Source organism: Gaetbulibacter aquiaggeris, assembly GCF_044003965.1.
GTDB classification, from domain to species: Bacteria; Bacteroidota; Bacteroidia; order Flavobacteriales; family Flavobacteriaceae; genus Yeosuana; species Yeosuana aquiaggeris.
The window spans coordinates 363706-383271 of record NZ_JBAWKC010000002.1; the positions used below are offsets into that span (position 1 = coordinate 363706).

General features: G+C 34.6%; 18 protein-coding genes. 13 read left to right on the forward strand and 5 right to left on the reverse strand.

Translation table 11 applies throughout. The annotated features are described in order from the left end of the window. Positions 1-185 precede the first annotated feature (185 nt). Positions 186-1778, forward strand: a complete 1593-nt coding sequence (locus V8G56_RS07925) for an NADP-dependent glyceraldehyde-3-phosphate dehydrogenase (protein WP_395437907.1) — start codon at positions 186-188, stop codon at positions 1776-1778. 61 nt (positions 1779-1839) lie between these two features. Beyond that, a complete protein-coding gene (locus tag V8G56_RS07930; RefSeq protein ID WP_395437908.1) occupies positions 1840-2361 on the forward strand; it encodes a plastocyanin/azurin family copper-binding protein in 522 nt (173 codons plus the stop codon). A 16-nt stretch (positions 2362-2377) separates the two neighbouring features. Here the strand turns inward: V8G56_RS07930 and V8G56_RS07935 are convergent, their stop codons facing one another. Genes V8G56_RS07935 through V8G56_RS07955 form a run of 5 tightly spaced genes read right to left on the reverse strand, consistent with a single transcriptional unit; the run spans position 2378 to position 7903 of the window. Beyond that, entirely contained in the window at positions 2378-3829 is a 1452-nt protein-coding gene (locus V8G56_RS07935) for a Gfo/Idh/MocA family protein (protein WP_395437909.1), read from the reverse strand. Positions 3830-3836: 7 nt separating this feature from the next. Next, positions 3837-4766: a hydroxypyruvate isomerase family protein gene (locus V8G56_RS07940; RefSeq protein WP_395437910.1), complete on the reverse strand. Its 930-nt coding sequence runs from the start codon at positions 4764-4766 to the stop codon at positions 3837-3839. Positions 4767-4782: 16 nt separating this feature from the next. Continuing rightward, positions 4783-5550, reverse strand: coding sequence for a 3-keto-disaccharide hydrolase (locus V8G56_RS07945; RefSeq protein WP_395437911.1), 768 nt, complete (start codon positions 5548-5550; stop codon positions 4783-4785). Positions 5551-5568: 18 nt separating this feature from the next. Then, positions 5569-6168: a gluconate 2-dehydrogenase subunit 3 family protein gene (locus tag V8G56_RS07950; protein ID WP_395437912.1), complete on the reverse strand. Its 600-nt coding sequence runs from the start codon at positions 6166-6168 to the stop codon at positions 5569-5571. A gap of 10 nt (positions 6169-6178) precedes the next feature. After that, complete coding sequence (locus V8G56_RS07955) at positions 6179-7903, reverse strand: GMC oxidoreductase (protein ID WP_395437913.1); 1725 nt, start codon at positions 7901-7903, stop codon at positions 6179-6181. Positions 7904-8008: 105 nt separating this feature from the next. Here V8G56_RS07955 and V8G56_RS07960 point away from each other — a divergent pair, with 105 nt between their 5' ends. The 11 genes from V8G56_RS07960 to V8G56_RS08010 all read left to right on the forward strand — a co-directional run bounded on the left by V8G56_RS07960 (position 8009) and on the right by V8G56_RS08010 (position 19566). Further along, positions 8009-9031, forward strand: a complete 1023-nt coding sequence (locus tag V8G56_RS07960) for a helix-turn-helix domain-containing protein (RefSeq protein WP_395437914.1) — start codon at positions 8009-8011, stop codon at positions 9029-9031. A 100-nt stretch (positions 9032-9131) separates the two neighbouring features. Next, complete coding sequence (locus V8G56_RS07965) at positions 9132-10118, forward strand: sugar phosphate isomerase/epimerase family protein (RefSeq protein ID WP_395437915.1); 987 nt, start codon at positions 9132-9134, stop codon at positions 10116-10118. Positions 10119-10150: 32 nt separating this feature from the next. Then, positions 10151-11377 (forward strand): nucleoside permease, encoded by a 1227-nt coding sequence (locus V8G56_RS07970; protein ID WP_395437916.1) that lies wholly within the window; start codon positions 10151-10153, stop codon positions 11375-11377. A 12-nt stretch (positions 11378-11389) separates the two neighbouring features. Continuing rightward, positions 11390-12535, forward strand: a complete 1146-nt coding sequence (locus V8G56_RS07975) for a Gfo/Idh/MocA family protein (protein ID WP_395437917.1) — start codon at positions 11390-11392, stop codon at positions 12533-12535. Beyond that, positions 12535-13587, forward strand: coding sequence for a sugar phosphate isomerase/epimerase family protein (locus V8G56_RS07980; RefSeq protein WP_395437918.1), 1053 nt, complete (start codon positions 12535-12537; stop codon positions 13585-13587). The genes V8G56_RS07975 and V8G56_RS07980 overlap by 1 nt, the downstream gene beginning before the upstream one ends. A gap of 18 nt (positions 13588-13605) precedes the next feature. Then, a complete protein-coding gene (locus V8G56_RS07985) occupies positions 13606-14346 on the forward strand; it encodes a 3-keto-disaccharide hydrolase (RefSeq protein ID WP_395437919.1) in 741 nt (246 codons plus the stop codon). Between the two features lie 495 nt (positions 14347-14841). Continuing rightward, entirely contained in the window at positions 14842-15459 is a 618-nt protein-coding gene (locus V8G56_RS07990; RefSeq protein WP_395437920.1) for a GNAT family N-acetyltransferase, read from the forward strand. Beyond that, complete coding sequence (locus V8G56_RS07995) at positions 15456-16640, forward strand: argininosuccinate synthase (protein WP_395437921.1); 1185 nt, start codon at positions 15456-15458, stop codon at positions 16638-16640. Before V8G56_RS07990 ends, V8G56_RS07995 begins: the two co-directional genes overlap by 4 nt. Positions 16641-16643: 3 nt before the next feature. Then, positions 16644-17621 carry an N-acetyl-gamma-glutamyl-phosphate reductase gene (gene argC, locus V8G56_RS08000; protein ID WP_395437922.1) on the forward strand — a complete coding sequence of 326 codons (978 nt, stop codon included), beginning with the start codon at positions 16644-16646 and terminating at the stop codon, positions 17619-17621. 15 nt (positions 17622-17636) lie between these two features. Then, positions 17637-18431 carry a pyrroline-5-carboxylate reductase gene (gene proC / locus V8G56_RS08005; RefSeq protein WP_331633350.1) on the forward strand — a complete coding sequence of 265 codons (795 nt, stop codon included), beginning with the start codon at positions 17637-17639 and terminating at the stop codon, positions 18429-18431. A gap of 1 nt (position 18432) precedes the next feature. Further along, complete coding sequence (locus V8G56_RS08010) at positions 18433-19566, forward strand: aspartate aminotransferase family protein (RefSeq protein WP_395437923.1); 1134 nt, start codon at positions 18433-18435, stop codon at positions 19564-19566.

Genomic DNA, 19566 nt, shown 5'->3' on the forward strand with positions numbered 1-19566 from the left:
GAAATTTTATATAAATAGAGGATTTAACTATTGTTAAACGAAAACGTTTTCGTTGTAAGTTATTTGTTTTCAATTGATTAAATGCTTAAAAACACTTTATAATTTCAAGATTTTTAATTTTTAAAATGACATCTGAAACAAAATATAAGTATATTAGCTCGTACTAATTAATTCATTTGTATTCTATGAAAACATCTTTTTCTGAAATTCCGGAAGCCTATAAAATAAATGCTCCTTTACATCAAAACAACTATTTAGTGTCAGGAGAATTAAAAAAATGGGAAGGAGAATCGTCCAATATATACTCCACAATTTCATCAACTGAAACCTATAAACCAACATGGCTAGGAAGTATTCCAAACCAAGGCAAACAAGAAGCTCTGGAAGCCTTGGAATCTGCCTGTTTGGCATATGATAAAGGCCAAGGCTTATGGCCAACTATGAAAGTTTCTGACCGCATTAAGTGTATGGAGACTTTTGTTGAAATGATGAAAACCAAGCGCGAAGAGGTTGTAAAGTTATTAATGTGGGAAATAGGGAAGAATTTACCAGATTCACAAAAGGAATTTGACAGAACGGTTGATTACATCTATGATACTATTGAAGACTATAAGAAAATGGATCGGGATAGTGCTAAATTTATTAAAAGCGAAGGTATTTATGCGCATATCAGGCGTGGTCCGCTTGGTGTTGTTTTGTGTCTAGGGCCTTATAACTATCCACTTAACGAAACTTTTTGTTTATTAATACCCGCTCTTATTATGGGTAATACGGCTATTTTTAAGCCAGCAAAACATGGCGTATTACTTATAACGCCTCTTTTAGAAGCCTTTCAAAAAAGTTTTCCTAAAGGAGTAGTTAATGTTATTTTTGGTAGAGGTAGAGCAGTAGCGTCTCCAATTATGGAATCAGGAAGAATAGATGTGTTGGCTTTAATAGGTAATAGCAAGTCGGCTAATGCACTGCAAACTATTCACCCAAAGAAAAACAGGCTAAGATTAGTTTTAGGTTTAGAGGCAAAAAACCCGGCAATTGTTTTGCCAGATGCTGATTTGGATTTAACTATTGATGAATGTATTGCAGGAACCTTGTCTTTTAATGGTCAGCGTTGTACCGCGCTAAAAGTGTTATATGTTCATAAGGATATTATTGATGAATTCAATAGGCGTTTTTCATTGCGTGTTGATGCTTTAAAATTTGGAAATCCTTGGGAACAAGGGGTGAAATTAACACCGCTTCCTGAAAAGGATAAACCGGCTTATATCCAAGAATTAATTGATGATGCTAAAAATTTGGGTGCAAAAATCATTAATGAAAAAGGAGGAAAAATAACTGAGAATTACATTTTTCCTGCAGTTTTATATCCGGTAAATAAGTCTATGCGCGTTTTTAAAGAAGAACAATTTGGTCCAGTAATTCCAATTTTACCTTTTACTGATATAGCGGAACCATTAGATGATATGGCTGAATCAAATTATGGCCAGCAGGTAAGTGTTTTTGGTAAAGATGTTAAAAAGTTAGCACCTTTAATAGATACTTTGGTCAATCTAGTTTGCCGTGTTAACTTAAATAGTTCTTGTCAAAGAGGTCCGGATGTTTATCCATTTACAGGAAGAAAAGATTCGGCCTTTAGTACATTAAGCGTTCATGATGCACTTCGGTCATTCTCAATAAGAACTTTTGTGGCTTCAAAAGACAACGATTATAATAATGCTATTTTAAAGGAGCTATTAGACAAAAAAGCGTCTAATTTTATTAGTACAGATTATATTTTATAAATTAAAATTAGTAAAGCAAGTTTGATTTTTTTATTTTAGATGGAATTATAAATTATGCCCTATGAAAATTATTAGAATTCAATTATTAGTCCTTTTGTCAGCTACAATATTACTTAATTGCGGAGGAAAAGAAGAAAAGAAAAAGGAAGGGTTTACCTATGAAAAGTCAAGTGCACAGGAAAACTCTGAATCAAAAAAGGTTGATGCCAATGTCGCTAATATAGTATTAACTGCTAATGATATGATGCAGTTTAATACCAACGAAATAAAAGTTAAATCCGGGCAAAGGGTAAGACTTACCTTAAGGCATATAGGTACATTAGATGTTAACATTATGGGCCATAATTTCGTTCTCTTAAAAAATGGCACTGATTTAGTAGCTTTTGCCACCGCAGCAGCAACTCAAAAAGAAAATAAATATTTACCAATAGGTACTGAAGATGTCATCGCTCATACAGACATCATTGGTGGAGGGCAAGTTGCTACTATAGAATTTGATGCACCTGAGGTTGGCACTTATGAGTTCTTATGTAGCTTTCCAGCACATTATGCCATGATGCGTGGATTATTTATTGTTGAATAACATCACCTATTAAAAATTAATCCAATTTCCAACCTTCTCTGTAAGTTCGTTTCACGAATTGATTTGCAGGTTCGAAATTGGTTATTTTCATATTAGAACCATCCCAAAGTAATTTTTTACGACCCGGGTATTCAAAACTATTACCGTTCTTTTCTCTTAAGTTATAACTTCTTATAGCTAAATTACCCATTAAAATGAATTCTGTAAGTGGCCCGGCAAAATCAAAGGAGGAAGTTAATTGCTTGTGTTTTTCACTGCCATATCCCTCTTTACAAGCGTCAACCCATTTAGCTTGATGACCGTTTTCGGGTAATATGTTTGTGTTATCATCATCTTCAAAATCTACTTTTATAATTTCACCTGTATTGAGATATATTTTAGGGTTTAGGCCATAAGTTCCACAAGTCATGATGCCTTTATCTCCAATCATAATAACGCCATTAGTGCTGTTTTCGTCTCCAATAGGATGATCTGCTGGAATCAATTCTGGATGAAATGGACGTAAGCCACCATCAGTCCAGTTTAGTTTTACTTCTGAACGATTTTTCTCTGTAGCTGAAAATTTAAGTTGCGTTCTTGATGAAGGCGGACAAGATTCAGGATAATAATCTGGGGTCCAGTCTTGAGTGAAGATAGACCCAACGCTACTTTCAACTTCAGTAGGATATCCTAAGCCTAAAACTCTGTAAGGTGGATCCATTAGATGGCATCCCATATCACCAAGGGCTCCTGTTCCAAAATTCCACCAACCGCGCCATTTAAAGGGATGATATAAAGGGTTATAATCTACCCACTCCGCTGGTCCTATCCATGTATCCCAATCTAATCCTTCCAAAATAGTTGGTTTGTCTGTCGGGGTCATAATACCTTGAGGCCAAACAGGTCTGTTTGTCCAAACTTCCACCTGATTTACGGTTCCTATCATTCCAGAATTAAACCAGTTGATCATGGTTTGAACACCTTGCCCTGAGGCTCCTTGGTTACCCATTTGGGTGACTATTTGGTATTTATTTGCCGCTTCGGTGAGTACACGCGCTTCATAAATATTGTGAGTTAATGGCTTTTGTACATAAACATGTTTATTTAATTGCATGGCGGACAAAGTAATAACGGCATGTGTATGATCAGGTGTAGATACTGTGATGGCATCAATGTCTTTAACCTCGTCTAAAAGAATTCTGTAATCTTTAAACTTTTTAGCATTTGGAAAAAACGAGAAAGCCCTGTTGGCACTATTCCAGTCTACATCACAAATGGCAGCAATATTTGAAGCCCCTTTATTGTAAACATTTACAGCATCACTATAACCTTTGCCACCGGCCCCAACAATGGCGATATTTAATTTATCACTTGGCGGAATAAACCCTCTTCCCATAACGTGTCTTGGTATAATGGAAATCCCAAGTGCTGTTAAGGATGATTTTTTAATAAATGAACGTCTACTATTGGGATTGCTATTTTTTTTCATGATTTTTTTAAAAATTATCGGAAATTTTATAAGCTTCAATCACTTTTAACTCACCTTCTATACCATCTATTGAGTTGCCGTGCTCCATTCCTAAAATACCTTTATATCCCTTAGAGTGAATAAGTTTAAAAATATTATTGTAATTTATTTCACCCGTTGTTGGTTCTTTACGACCTGGATTGTCACCAATTTGTAAATAGGCAATTTCATCCCAACAACTATCAATATTTGGAATTAAGTTTCCTTCCTGTATTTGTTGGTGGTAAATGTCGAATAGTATTTTACAAGAGGGAGAATTAACGGCTTTGCATATTTGGTATGCTTGTGGTGAACGACTTAGAAACATACCAGCATGGTTTCTGAAATTTAAAGGTTCCAATACCATGGTTAGTTCATGCGGTTCTAAAATGGCAGAGGCATGTTTTAGCGTTTCAATAACATTTTGGGTTTGAAAGTCCATGTTTAAACTTAAGTCTACAAACCCAGGAACAACAGTAATCCATCTAGCATTGATGCGTTTTGCCACTTCTACGGATTCTTTAATCTCTTTTAGAAAAGTATCGCGGATATCTATCTTGCCTGTAGTAAGGGTAGGTTCATTCCAGTAAATGGTATGTGCCACAAAGACACCCATTTTCATACCTCTATCTAACATGGTTTTTGCAATTTTTTCTTGTGTTTTAATAGAGCGATTTTTCATATTGTTGTCTTCAAACGCTCTAAAACCTTGATCGGCCATGAAGTTTAATTGATTGATAGGATCGTCACCAGCGTGATTTTTAAACATGCCTAGATGTGGTGCATAATTTAATTTAAAAGAATTCATTGTTGTATTTTGAATCTTATACGGTGAATTAATGGCGTTTATACCCGTAAATCCTAAGCCTAAAAAGGAAACTGCTGCTGCACTCTTTTTTATAAATAATCGTCTTTGCATTTTGAAAGAAACAAGTTTATAATTCTAAAATCTCAATATTTTTAAATTCTATGGGATGACTTTCACTTTGTAGTGAGATATAACCACTCTTAACGGGAATACCTTCTTTAAATGTGGTATTGAATTGACCGCCAAAAATTGGTTTTGAGTATGATATCACCTTTAAGCCATTAATTTTATGAGTTATTAATGAATCATTATGCACTTCCACTTCAACATGAATCCATTCGTCACCATAAAAAGTTGGAGAAGTAGAAGGAATACAATGTTCTGTTATTTTTTGATTATTCATTGTGACATGCATTCCGGGTGTGCATAAATTACCGGTTGGGCGCTCTATATTTTTATCGATTCCGCCCAAAAACTGTACTTCTAATGAAACCGGAAATGATTGGTCTAGTTCCATGCTTTGAGGTGATTGGGAGTGGATCATAGCGCCACTATTTTTAATTCCCCATTCCTGTCCACCTTTAGCTTGTTTTCCAACAAATCTATATTCTAGTTTTAAAATATAATTTGAAAATGGCTTTTCATAAAAAATATGACCAAATGATTTTCCGAAATCTTCATAACCATCATATGAAACTTTTAACAGACCGTCTTCAACTCTAAAAGTATTGTGAATATTTTCACCAAGAGGATATCCATTAATTTTCACTACCCATCCAGTCAAATCCTTACCGTTAAACAGTTGAATCCAATTTTTAGTGTCATTCTTTTGGCAAAAGCTTAAAAGCGGGAAACATAAAATAAAAACGAGTAATTTTTGGATAAGACGCATCATTTGATTTTTTTTTAAATTTTATTTTAAAGACCATGATTTTCCTCCTGTTAATTCTTGTAAATCACTACAATAATAGGCTGCAGGTATTGGGTCATATTTTAAAACACGTTCACCTATTTCTTCTGAAGTAACATAAGCCATAATAGTAATATCTTTTAGACTATTTAAAAATTCAGATTTGGTTAATTCTAATGATTCTGGATTAGCAGCTCTTTCTTTATCTATGTCACTTTTTACTAACATATATTGATCTAAAAGGGACTTATAATTGTCTTCAGTAAGTTTATCAACAGACTCGATTCCATCCTGCTTTAATATTAAAAGCATCGTCTTAAATCCGTTTTTTACCTGATTTTGTTGTTCGTCCTCTAAAACCTCATTGATATATTTATCAATAAATTGAGGGACATTCATTTCAGTTGCAGATGGTAACTCCGTTTTCGGTAAAATAACATCCACAACCTTGGTTAAAACAATGCCTTCTTCAGAACTTAAAAAATCAGGAACCCATGTTTCAACATTACTAGTGCAGCTTTGTAACATGCTTAAAATGGCAGGGGAGGCTAACAGATATCCCGTTGCAAAACCCATGTTCTTTAATACGTCTCTTCTGTTCATGGTGAAAAAATTATAAGTTATTTGATTTTAATTGTTCTGCAGCATGATTAGCAGCTCTTGCTGTAAAGGCCATATATGTTAAAGACGGGTTTTGACATCCTGCTGAAGTCATAAACGAGCCGTCTGTTACATATACATTTGGACAAGCATGTATTTGATTAAATTCATTTAACACGGAAGTTTTAGGATCTCTACCCATTCGTGCCGTTCCCATTTCATGAATACCTAATCCCATGGCTCTGTTATGGACTTCATCATATCCTTCAACATCTTTAAAACCAGCTGCTTTTAGCATCTGTACAGCTTGTTCTCGCATATCTATACGCATAGCTAGTTCATTGTCTCCAAAATCAGCATCAAAAGTTACTGTTGGTAATCCCCATTCGTCAAGTTTTTCGTAATTTAGATACATTCTGTTACTATGGTCGGGAAGTGTTTCACCAAATCCTGTTAAGGTAATATTCCATTCGCCTGGTTTTAAAATAGCTTCTTTTAATTGAGGACCATATTTTAATTCAGCAACTAACTCTGAAATACTTTCTCTTGTGGCTCCCCCCTGGTAACCATAACCTCTTTTAAAATCGTTAGTGTCTGTTTTGCCTCCTAGATTTCTAAATCTTGGAATATAAACACCGTTGGCTCTTCTTCCTTTGATGTATTTATCTTCAAAACCATCTGCTTTTGCCCTCGCTCCAACTTTAAAATGATGGTCCATTATGTTGTGACCCAATTCTCCGCTATCATTGCCTAGACCATTAGGAAAACGTTCAGATTTTGATTGCAATAATATAGCGGCTGATGCTATTGTTGAAGCACACATGAAAATTACTTTTGCATTATAAATTGTTGTTTCTTTAGTTTCAGCATCAATCACCTTAACACCAGTTGCTTTTTTCATGATATCATCATAAATAACCTCATGTACTATGGAATTTGGTTTTAATGTCATATTTCCAGTAGCTTCAGCCGTTGGAAGCGTGGATGAATTACTGCTAAAATAGGCTCCAAATGGGCAGCCTCTAGCACATCTGTTTCTATATTGACAAGTACTTCTTCCCATTCCAGGTTTTGTGCCTTCGGTAATATGTGCTGTTCTTCCAATAGTCAATAGTCTGCCATCATCAAAACTTTCAGCGATTTTAGTTTTTAAAAGTTCTTCAACGCAATTAAGATTCATTGGTTTTAATAACTTCTGATCAGGGAGTTGTTTCAGTCCTAAATTCTCCCCGCTCACGCCAATAAACTCTTCTACCCTATCATACCAAGGTTCAATATCTTTATAGCGCACCGGCCAATCAACAGCGATGCCATCATTTTTATTAGCTTCAAAATCGATATCACTAAGGCGGTAGCTTTGTCTGCCCCACATCAATGAGCGTCCTCCTACATGATAACCACGAATCCAATCAAATCTTCTGTCTTCATTATAAGGATGTTTGATGTCATCGACAAAAAAATGTTGTCTGTCTTCTTTGGTCGCGCCTCCGTCTCTAGCTTGTTTAAATTTTCTCTCCCTGGTTTCTCTTTTTGAATCACCTCCATTTGGAAAATCCCAAGGATCCATGTTCGCTGTGGGATAATCTTCAATGTGTTTAACCATCCTTCCTCTTTCAAGGACCAGTGTTTTTAATCCATTTTCACATAGTTCTTTGGCGGCCCATCCTCCTGATATACCTGTGCCCACAACGATGGCGTCATACGCTTCGGCTGAAACTTTAAAATTGCTATTAATCATTTAAATGTGAATTTTATTGTTAATTTGATAATAATATAGGTATAAAATTATACTTATCTCGGCAAATTAAGTATTTTGCATATCAATCATGTTTAATTTTTTTCAGTGAAGATAAATATACAAAAAATAACACCTTTTGAAGCGGATGGAATTGTGTATCAAGCAGACACTTGTTTGCCTCTTATAGATGCTGTAAAAAGAAAAAAATTAAAATTTAAAGCACTTGCCAGATACACCTATCCTGGCGACAGGCTAACGGATGACACTTTAGGTCTTAATAGTATAGGATATTGGGATGCCAATGAACCTCAAGACTGGGGTTTGGACTGGCATAGAAATGAAGGTATTGAAATTCATTTTTTAGAATCCGGCACTATGCCTTATGCTCAGCAGAATAAAGAAATGGAGCTGTTGCCTAACTATCTTACTATTACAAGGCCATGGGAAGCTCATAAAGTCGGGAGTCCTTCCATTGGAATGGGTAAATTTTATTGGGTTATTTTAGATTTAGATGTGAGAAGACCGCACCAAAATTGGGCGTGGCCAGATTGGATTATGTTAGCCCCCAATGATCTTGAAAAACTAACTATCATTTTAAGGCAAAACGAAAAGATTATTTGGAAAGCCGATAAGCGCATCAGAGACTGTTTTCAGCGTATTGGAAAAGCGGTAGATACGGATGTGGAAGGTAGTAATTCTTCTAGAATAAGGTTATTGATAAATTATTTATTGATACTGCTTTTAGATTTATTAATTGAACAAGAGGTAGAATTAAATGAGCAACTTACAGATAGCTCCAGAAGTGTGAGATTGTTTTTAAACGAACTGGATAATAATTTAACTGAGGGATGGACTATTGAAGATATGGCAAAATCTGCAGGGGTAGGATTAACTAGATTTACCCATCATTGTAAACAGTTAACTAATTTAACACCGATGCGTTATTTAATGATGAAACGTATTGAATTATCAAAGGAAATATTAATGAGTAAAGATTTTTTGACGGTATCAGAGGTGGCTTTTGCTTGTGGCTTTTCAACAAGTCAGTATTTTTCTACGGTTTTCAAAAAACAGGAAAAATGCACGCCGATAGAATTCAGGCAAAATAAATTAGTGCAAGTATTTTAATTTTGTTATTGTTTAAATTCTTTCACTGAATAAATATACACAAGAATGGTAAATGGATTTTATATTTTTCAGTCTCTAAAATTATTAAACAAACTAATTGATGAAAACTAATAGTCTTTCAAGAAACACATCTCATATAGTTGTTTTTCTTTTTTTGTTAACGCTAATAGGTTGTGTTAATAGCAATAAGAAACAAACTCCAGAAATTACAGAAACTGAAACTCAGGATAAAATAAAACCTTTTTTTAAACTATCATTGGCGCAATGGTCTTTGCACAATTTTGTACGTGAAGAACATGGTGATCCTTTTCAATTTGCATCCATGGCGAAAGAAATGGGTTTTGAAGGTTTAGAATATGTAAGTCAACTCTATACTGATAAAATTGAATTATTAGGAATGGATAAAGTTATTGATTCATTAAAAACCATGAGTGAGTTAAGTGGTATGCATAATGTTTTAATTATGGTTGATGGTGAGGGAGATATTGCTAATCCAGACGAGGCAAAAAGAAATGAGGCTGTTGAAAATCATAAAAAATGGGTAGATGCCGCTCAAAAATTAGGATGCCATTCTATTCGAGTAAATACATTTGGAACAAATGACCCAGAGGTTTGGAAAGAAACTGTAGTTGATGGCCTTAAAAAATTATCAGAATATGCAGCTACAAAAAATGTTAATATACTCTGTGAAAATCATGGGTGGTTGTCTTCTGATGCACCAAAATTAATGGAAGCCATACATAGTGTGAATATGTCAAATTGCGGAACATTACCTGATTTTGGGAACTGGTGCGTTAAAAGAAAGGAAGGAGCACAATGGGGAGAATGTTTAGAGGTTTACCCTGATAAATATCAAGGTATCGAAATGATGTTAACGGCGGCCAAAGCGGTAAGTGCCAAATCATATGATTTTGATGAAAATGGAAATGAAACAACCTTAGATTATCCAAGAATATTGCAATTAGTAAAAGATTCCGGATACACAAATTTTATAGGTGTTGAATACGAAGGGACCAGATTATCTGAACGAGAAGGCATATTAGCCACAAAAAATTTGTTATTAAATTGTCTGGCATCATTGAAATAATTAAAAACCGAACCAACTAAACTTTTTAATAGATGAAAAAATCAATTCAATATCAACTATCTTTTATGATGTTCCTCGAATTTTTTATTTGGGGTGGATGGTTTGTAACTCTGGGCTCTTTCTTAGGAAATAATTTAAGTGCTACAGGAGCCGAAACGGGTATGGCATATTCCACACAGTCATGGGGCGCTATTATAGCACCTTTTATAATTGGTTTGATTGCAGATAAGTTTTTTAATGCAGAGAAGATTTTGGGCGTATTGCATCTTGTTGGTGCGGTATTGATGTATCAGATGTCTCAATCAACAGAATTTGCAACTTTTTACCCTTATGTTTTGGGTTATATGATTGCCTATATGCCAACATTGGCCTTAGTAAATTCAGTGTCATTTAATCAAATGAAAGACCCTGCAAAAGAGTTTCCACTGGTTAGAGTATTTGGAACCATCGGTTGGATTTTGGCTGGATTAATTATAAGTTTTGTTTTTAAATGGGATTCTATTGAAAATATAGGTAATGGTTTGTTATCAAATACTTTTACTATGGTGGCGATAGCTTCAGGTATTTTAGGGGTGTTTAGTTTTACACTTCCAAAAACCCCTCCAAAAGGGAAAGGTGAAAAAACGAGTATTTCAGATATTCTGGGACTAGATGCTTTAAAATTATTAAAGGATAGAAACTTTTTAGTTTTCTTTCTATCATCAGTTTTAATTTGTATTCCATTGGCTTTTTATTATCAAAATATTAGTCCTTTTTTGACTGAATATAAAGTGGAAAACTCCACAGCCTGGGCTTCTATCGGACAAATTTCAGAAGTAGGATTTATGTTGTTATTACCGTTCTTTTTTAAGAAATACGGATTCAAAAAAACAATTCTGTTTGGAATGTTAGCCTGGGGCATTAGATACGCATTATTTGCTTATGGGAATGCAGGCGATTTATTTTTTATGCTTGTAATAGGGATTGCCCTGCATGGTATCTGTTATGATTTCTTCTTTGTATCCGGTCAAATATATACCGATTCTAAAGCTGGTGATAAGGTAAAAAGTGCAGCTCAGGGCTTAATTACTTTAGCCACTTATGGCATAGGGATGTTAGTTGGATTTTGGGTTGCGGGCAATATAGTAGATAAGAACCTATTAGCAGAAGGTACTCATAGTTGGCAGGATGTCTGGATGTTCCCGGCACTTTTTGCTATTGGTGTTTTAATATTTTTTGCAGTACTATTTAAGAACGAAAAAGTAGAATATAAAGCTTAAAAAAAATATTTAATGAGTTCAAAAATTAGATTAGGCATATTAGGTGGTGGTGGTGATTCTTTAATTGGAGTACTTCATAGAATCGCATCTGCAATGTATGATAAGTATCAAATTGTTGGTGGTGTTTTTAATCCAGTCTGGGAAGAAAATATTGGGTTTGCAAATAAAATAGGTTTACCAACGAATAGAATTTATAAGGATTTTGACACTTTAATTGAAGAAGAAATTAAGCTTCCGGTTAATGAAAGAATGCAAGTAGTATCTATTCTTACGCCAAATTTTCTTCATTTTCCAATGGCAAAAAAACTTCTGGAAAATGGTTTTAATGTTATTTGTGAAAAACCAATGACTACTACTTATGAAGAAGCAAAGATTTTAAATCAAACTTTAAAAATGGCTCAAACCGTATTTGCAGTGACCTATACGTATACAGGTTATCCTATGATCCGTCAAATGCGGGAGATGATAAAAAATGGTGAATTAGGAAAGATTCAAAAAGTAGATGCACAATATTATCAGGGTTGGATAAATCCTGTCATTCACGATAAAGAAAAACGTTCCACAACCTGGAGATTAAATCCCGAAAAATCTGGGATCAGTTGCTGTATTGGAGATATTGGCACCCATGCTTTTGACATGCTTGAATATGTGTCTGGTGTAAAAATAGAATCTGTTTTGGCAGATTTAAATTATTTATATGCAGATAACAAAATGGATATTGACGGCACCGTTTTATTGCGCTGTTCTAATAATGTAAAAGGGGTTATTTGTACAAGTCAAATAGCCACAGGAGAAGAGAATAGTTTTATAGTAAAGATTTATGGAGATAAAGCTGGTTTAAAATGGGAGCAGGAAAATCCTAATTATTTATACTTGATGGAAGATGGAAAACCTTTCCGCGTTTTAAAACCGGGGCATGCTTATAATAGTGATTTATCTCTTGAAGGCACTAAATTACCACCGGGACATCCCGAAGGCATTTTTGATTCTATGGGAAATATTTATAAAGGTGTTGCAAAGGCAATTAATAAAGAACCCTATAATAATGGAGAATTTCCAACCATGGTTGATGGTGTTAGAGGTATGAGTTTTATTGAAAAGGCCGTTGAGTCTCATCAAAAAGGAAATGTTTGGGTAACTATTGAAAATGTAAACTAATGAAAACTATTAAAGGACCAGCTATATTTCTCGCACAGTTTATGGATGAAAAAGCACCATATAATTCATTGGATGGATTATGTAAATGGGCGAGCGATTTGGGTTATAAAGGGATTCAAATGCCAACTTTAGACCCTCGGTTAATTAATCTTAAAACCGCAGCTGAAAGTCAAACCTATTGTGAGGAGCTTTTAGGTAAAATAAATTCCTATGGATTAGAATTAACTGAGTTGTCAACACATATTCAAGGACAATTAGTAGCAGTCCATCCAGCACATGATATGATGTTTGATGTGTTTGCCCCCGAGAAGTTAAAAGGAAAACCAAAACAAAGAACGGCCTGGGCCATTCAAGAAATGAAATATGCTGCTGTCGCCAGTAGACGATTAAATTTAAAAGCACATGCTACCTTTTCAGGGTCTTTATTATGGCCCATGATGCATCCATGGCCTCAACAGCCAAAGGGATTGGTAGAATTGGGTTTCAGTGAATTAGCAGAACGTTGGTTGCCTATCTTAAACACTTTTGATGAGAATGGGGTGGATGTTTGCTATGAAGTCCATCCTGTAGAAGATATCCATGATGGTGATACATTTGAACGCTTTTTGGCAGCTACTAACAATCATAAACGCGTGAATATTTTATATGATCCATCGCATTTCGTTTTGCAGCAACTGGATTATATTACTTATATAGATCATTATCATGAATTTATAAAAGCATTTCATGTAAAAGATTCTGAATTTAATCCAACTGGAAAAAAAGGAACCTTTGGAGGTTATAATGATTGGAAGGACAGGGCAGGACGTTATCGTTCTCCAGGAGATGGTCAGGTTGATTTTAAAAAGGTATTTTCTAAACTAACAGAATATGGATGTGATGTTTGGGCTGTTTTAGAATGGGAATGCGTCATAAAGAGCCCAGAGCAAGGTGCCAGAGAAGGGGTGTCTTTTATTTCAAATCATATTATTGAAGCCACTAAGAAGGCATTTGATGATTTTGCAGGGGGTGAGACAAATCCGGAACAGTTAAAACAAATATTAGGACTATAAACTAATTAATAATTAAAAATGAAAAAATCAATTTTGCTAATAATGGTTGTATTAAGCATTACAGCGTGCAAGAAAGTAACCAAAGAACCTGTAACTGTTGAAACGGATACAAAGGAACTAGAAATGGCCCCGGAATGGGCTTCACTTTTTGATGGAGCCTCTTTAAGCGGTTGGCATGTTTATAATAATCCAGAAGGAGTGAATCCGTGGACAATTGAAGATGGCGTTCTAATGTTTCCCGGTAGAGAAGCTGGTAGTAAACCAGAATTTAATCTGGTCACGGATAATGAGTATACAGATTTTATATTGTCAATAGAATGGAAGATTTCTGAAGGAGGTAATAGTGGTATTATGTGGGGTGTTATTGAGGATGAAAAATATGGACATCCTTATGACACAGGTCCAGAAATTCAAGTTTTAGATAATGAAAGACATCCAGACGCTCTAGCAAATCCTAAATTTCATCAGGCAGGGGCTTTGTATGACATGGTACAGCCAATATATGATGTTTGTAAGCCAGCAGGAGAATGGAATTTATGTGAAATTGAAATTAATCATCAAACGAATCAAGGAAGTGTCACACTAAATGGCACTGAAATAGTAACTTTTCCACTGTATGGTGAGGCCTGGGATGCTATGGTTGCGAAATCAAAATTTAAAGACTGGAAAGATTTTGGAAAAAGCAAGACTGGAAAGATTTGTTTACAAGACCATGAAAACAAGGTGTCTTATCGAAATATAAAAATAAAGACTTTGTAAAGGATTAGTGATTAGGAGATTAATAGCAAAGGGACTTCAAATATTGAAGGCCCTTTTTTTATATTATGAATAGTTTTCCAAAAAAATACATTATTCCTAATGAATAGTTCTTTTTAAATAACTTTTGATAATTTTTTCAAAAAAGTAAAGGTTTTTACAAGTAGTATTAAATAAAAATATAATTTTACTATATGAATACATTAAAAAATAAAATACGTCCTTCATCACCCGGATTGCGCGTGCGTAGTAATCGCCGCCGCTTTTAGTCTTTAGTTAGCTCAATCCATACGTAATTTAATTTTTTTCATCTTGTATAAACTAGCATTCATAACATTTCAAAATATAATTAGCAGGTCAATTAACCACTATTTTATGTGTCATATTTTTCCCCGTCGCCCGTAAGGGTGTCATTTGTTATTTGAACTAGGTGAGTCCAGTTCATTATCTCCAAAGGATTAATTTTAAATTTTAATAAAAAAATAATAGATACAATACATGGAAATTGTAATTGCTGATAAATCACATAGTATGTACGCAGAGATTATTTGCGAAACCATTGCAGAATCTGCTGCCGTGAGAGGTACCGGTATTGCCAGGCGAACTCCAGAATATATCATAACAAAAATGGAAAACGGCAATGCCGTTATTGCTTTAGACGGGGATACTTTCGCTGGTTTTTGCTATATTGAAAAATGGGGTCATGGCAAATATGTTGCCAACTCAGGTTTAATTGTGCATCCAAATTACCGAAATGCGGGTTTAGCAAAAAAAATAAAACACAAAATATTTGAACATTCAAGAACTAAATTTCCTGACGCTAAAATTTTTAGTATTACAACCGGTTTAGCCGTTATGAAAATGAATACTGATTTAGGATATAAACCGGTTCCTTTTTCTGAATTAACAGATGATCCTACGTTTTGGGATGGCTGTCAAACCTGCAAAAATTATGATGTGTTGACAAGGACAGAAAGAAAAATGTGTTTGTGTACGGGCATGTTATATGATCCAGTAGCAAAGGATATTAATGAAAAGAAACAAGTGAAATCAAAAGTGTTTAAAAGATTAATCCATATCAAAGAAACCATGTTTTTAAAAAAGGATAAGAAATGAGTTTAAAGAAAAAATTAGTAATAGCTTATAGTGGCGGTTTAGATACTTCTTATTGTGCAGTTAGTTTATCTAAAGAATATGATGTTCATGCCGTAAGCGTTAACACCGGTGGTTTTACGCAAAACGAAATTAATACTATTGAAACAAACGCCTATAAAATGGGTGTTTCTACATATAAAAATATTAATGCGGTACCTTCATTTTATCAAAAAGTAATCAAGTATTTAGTATTTGGTAATGTTTTAAAAAATAACACCTATCCCTTGTCTGTAAGTGCTGAACGTATTATTCAGGCTATTGAAATAGTGGAATATGCAAAAAGCATAGATGCGGAATTTATTGCGCATGGAAGTACCGGGGCCGGAAATGATCAGGTGCGTTTTGATATGATTTTTCAGACCTTGGCACCAAAAATTCAAATAATTACGCCTATTCGCGATAAGAAATTATCTAGACAAGAAGAGATTGACTATTTGAAAGCTAATGGTATAGATATGTCATGGGAAAAGGCGAAATACTCTGTTAATAAGGGACTGTGGGGAACCAGTGTTGGCGGACAGGAAACGTTGACTTCAGAAAAACCTTTACCTGGCGAAGCCTATCCGTCTCAATTAAAAAATGAAGGAGAAGAAAAAGTAACGCTTAAGTTTGAAAAAGGGGAATTAGTGGCCTTAAATGGTGTGAAAAGTGAACCCTATAAAAATATTGAATTATTGAATAAAATAGCTTCAGCTTTTGCCATAGGCAGGGATATACATGTTGGAGATACCATTATTGGTATCAAGGGACGTGTTGGGTTTGAAGCCGCCGCGGCATTAATTACAATAAAAGCACATCATCTGTTAGAAAAGCATACCTTAACAAAATGGCAATTGCAACATAAAGAGTATTTGGCTAGTTTTTATGGCATGCATTTACACGAAGGGCAGTATTTAGATCCTGTAATGCGAAATATTGAAGCATTCCTGCAAAGTAGTCAAGACAAAGTTAGTGGTGATGTCATGGTAAGTTTAAAACCTTATCACTTTTCCTTAGATGGGATTGTCTCTAAGCATGATTTAATGAATGCTGAGTTTGGTAGTTATGGTGAAGAAAATAAGGGCTGGACACCTGATGAAGCCAAAGGGTTTATAAAAATTATAGGAAATCAAAATAAAATCTATCAACAAGTAAACTCATAAATTATGATACAAGTTGGGATTATTGGAGGTGCCGGTTATACGGCTGGAGAACTGATTCGATTGCTGATGTTTCACAAAGAAGCAGAAATTAATTTTGTTTACAGCACATCCAATGCGGGAAACCTAATAAGTAAGGTGCATCAAGATTTAGAAGGTAGTTTAAATTTAAAATTTTCGGGAAGTATAAATTCAAATATAGATGTGTTGTTCTTATGTTTAGGTCATGGAAATTCTATTAAGTTTTTAGAAGCAAATACCTTCTCAAAGAACACTAAAATTATTGATCTTGGGAATGATTTTAGGTTATTAAAAGACAAACAATTTGGAGACAAAACCTTTGTTTATGGTTTGCCTGAACTACAAAGAGACCTTATAAAAAAGGCTCATTACATTGCGAATCCAGGATGTTTTGCCACAGCCATTCAATTGGCTTTATTACCCTTGGCAAACCACAACTTAATTAAGAATGATGTTCATGTAAATGCAGTTACCGGGTCTACTGGCGCGGGTACTTCATTATCTGAAACAACTCATTTTTCTTGGAGAGACAATAATTTTTCATATTATAAGCCTTTTACGCATCAGCATCTGGGAGAAATTAATCAATCGGTGAAGCAATTACAAAATGCTTTCAATTCAGAAATTCTTTTTATGCCAAATAGGGGGAATTTTTCAAGAGGCATATTTGCCACAGCTTACACAGATTTTGAAGGAAGTATTGAAGAAGCAAAGGCTTTGTATAAAGCTTTTTATCAGGAAGCGAAGTTCACATTCGTATCAGATGAAGTATTGCATTTAAAGCAAGTGGTCAATACCAATAAATGTTTAATCCATTTACATAAACATAATAATAAGCTTTTAATAACGAGTGTTATTGATAATTTATTAAAAGGAGCTTCCGGACAAGCCATTCAAAATATGAATTTAATGTTTGGATTAGATGAATGCGAAGGATTACAATTAAAGGCCAATTATTTTTAAATAAAAAACGAATTAATGAAAATAGCCATCATAGGAGCAGGAAATTTAGGAAAATCTATTGCTAAAGGATTGATAACAACTAATGCGATCACTACCTTATATCTTACCAGACGAAATGTTGACAGTATTAAGGATTTTGAAGGATATAAGAACATTGTTCTAACCTCAGATAATGCTGAAGCTGTTAAGAATTCAGATATTTTAATTTTTGCAGTACAGCCTGCTCATTTAGAAAAAATACTGATTAACATAAAACCATTATTACATGATAATCATGTGCTGATATCAACTATCACAGGATTTTCAATTTCTAGAATGGAAAATATTATAGGTGAGGATAAATTTGTGATCAGAGCCATGCCAAATACAGCAATTTCTGTTGGGAAATCAATGACTTGTTTGTGTAGTAATGAAAAAGGAAAAGGTCGTATAAAAATAGCAGAAGCCATTTTTAATAGATTAGGAACTTCCATTGAAATTCCAGAAGATAAAATGCAGGCGGCCACAGTCATTTGTGCCAGTGGTATTGCTTTTTGGATGCGTCTGATTAGGGCTACAACACAAGGTGCCATTCAATTAGGATTTGAGGCTAAAGAAGCTCAGGAATTGGCGATGCACACTTGTTATGGAGCTGCGAGCCTGCTCATACAATCTGGAAACCATCCTGAACAAGAAATAGATCGTGTAACCACCCCAATGGGATGCACTATAGAAGGATTAAATGAAATGGAGCATCAAGGATTAAGTTCATCACTTATTAAAGGTCTAATCACCTCTTTTGAAAAAATTAATCAAATTAAAAAAAATTAAAATGCCATTATTTGACGTTTACCCATTATACAATGTAACCCCAGTCAAAGGGAAAGATGTTTTTGTTTATGATGACAAAGGCGTCGAATATTTAGACCTTTATGGTGGGCATGCTGTCATCTCTATTGGTCATTCACATCCTAATTATGTAAAAGCCATCACCAATCAGGTATCTAGCCTCGGGTTTTATTCCAATGCCATACAAAACCCAATACAGGTAGAACTGGCAAAACGTTTGGAAGAGGTTTCAGGTTGCTCTGGTTATCAGTTATTTTTGTGTAATTCAGGTGCTGAAGCCAATGAGAACGGATTAAAATTGGCATCTTTTAAGACAAATAAAGCCCGCGTCATTGCTTTTAATAATGGATTTCATGGAAGAACGTCTGCTGCTGTTGCGGCAACAGATAATCCATCAATTAATGCACCAATTAACCTGCAACAAAAAGTGACCTTCTTAGCCTTAAATGATATTGAAGGTGTAAAGCGAGAACTAGAAAAAGGTGATGTCTGCGCTGTTATTGTTGAGTTTATTCAAGGAGTAGGAGGCTTAGATCAGGGAACGGCTGAGTTTTTTGAACAAGTGGATGGGTTATGCAAATTAAACAACACTTTTTTCATTGCCGATGAAGTGCAGTCCGGATATGGACGATCTGGAAAGTTTTTTGCCTTTCAGCATTATAAGGTAACGCCTGATGTTATTTCAATAGCTAAAGGAATGGGTAACGGATTTCCAGTTGGAGGTGTCTTAATTCATCCAAGTATTGAAGCTAAATATGGCATGTTAGGAACCACTTTTGGAGGAAATCATTTGGCTTGTGTTGCTGGTTTGGCGGTTTTAAATACTTTAGAAGAAGAAAATTTGATAGAGAACGTTAACAAGGTTTCTGAGTATTTTATTTCTGAAGCAAAAAAGATTCAGCAAATAAAAAATATTAAAGGACGTGGTTTAATGCTAGGATTAGAATTTGATTTTGATGTGGCAGAGCTGCGAAAAAAATTAATTTATGAGCATCATATTTTTACGGGAGGCGCTTCCAATAAAAAACTCATTAGAATATTACCACCACTTACGGTTACAACAGCTCATATTGATACATTTTTTGTTGCATTAAAATCAGCATTATTAAATTTTTAA

Bases quoted from the DNA above. Each gene is read 5' to 3' on its own strand.
- V8G56_RS07975 (WP_395437917.1), top strand. From the start codon at position 11,390: ATGAGTTCAAAAATTAGATTAGGCATATTAGGTGGTGGTGGTGATTCT.
- V8G56_RS07950 (WP_395437912.1), bottom strand. From the start codon at position 6,168: ATGAACAGAAGAGACGTATTAAAGAACATGGGTTTTGCAACGGGATAT.
- V8G56_RS07930 (WP_395437908.1), top strand. From the start codon at position 1,840: ATGAAAATTATTAGAATTCAATTATTAGTCCTTTTGTCAGCTACAATA.
- V8G56_RS07980 (WP_395437918.1), top strand. From the start codon at position 12,535: ATGAAAACTATTAAAGGACCAGCTATATTTCTCGCACAGTTTATGGAT.
- proC (WP_331633350.1), top strand. From the start codon at position 17,637: ATGAAAATAGCCATCATAGGAGCAGGAAATTTAGGAAAATCTATTGCT.
- V8G56_RS07985 (WP_395437919.1), top strand. From the start codon at position 13,606: ATGAAAAAATCAATTTTGCTAATAATGGTTGTATTAAGCATTACAGCG.
- V8G56_RS07940 (WP_395437910.1), bottom strand. From the start codon at position 4,766: ATGCAAAGACGATTATTTATAAAAAAGAGTGCAGCAGCAGTTTCCTTT.
- V8G56_RS07955 (WP_395437913.1), bottom strand. From the start codon at position 7,903: ATGATTAATAGCAATTTTAAAGTTTCAGCCGAAGCGTATGACGCCATC.
- V8G56_RS07970 (WP_395437916.1), top strand. From the start codon at position 10,151: ATGAAAAAATCAATTCAATATCAACTATCTTTTATGATGTTCCTCGAA.
- V8G56_RS08010 (WP_395437923.1), top strand. From the start codon at position 18,433: ATGCCATTATTTGACGTTTACCCATTATACAATGTAACCCCAGTCAAA.
- V8G56_RS07925 (WP_395437907.1), top strand. From the start codon at position 186: ATGAAAACATCTTTTTCTGAAATTCCGGAAGCCTATAAAATAAATGCT.
- argC (WP_395437922.1), top strand. From the start codon at position 16,644: ATGATACAAGTTGGGATTATTGGAGGTGCCGGTTATACGGCTGGAGAA.
- V8G56_RS07990 (WP_395437920.1), top strand. From the start codon at position 14,842: ATGGAAATTGTAATTGCTGATAAATCACATAGTATGTACGCAGAGATT.
- V8G56_RS07945 (WP_395437911.1), bottom strand. From the start codon at position 5,550: ATGATGCGTCTTATCCAAAAATTACTCGTTTTTATTTTATGTTTCCCG.
- V8G56_RS07935 (WP_395437909.1), bottom strand. From the start codon at position 3,829: ATGAAAAAAAATAGCAATCCCAATAGTAGACGTTCATTTATTAAAAAA.
- V8G56_RS07965 (WP_395437915.1), top strand. From the start codon at position 9,132: ATGAAAACTAATAGTCTTTCAAGAAACACATCTCATATAGTTGTTTTT.
- V8G56_RS07995 (WP_395437921.1), top strand. From the start codon at position 15,456: ATGAGTTTAAAGAAAAAATTAGTAATAGCTTATAGTGGCGGTTTAGAT.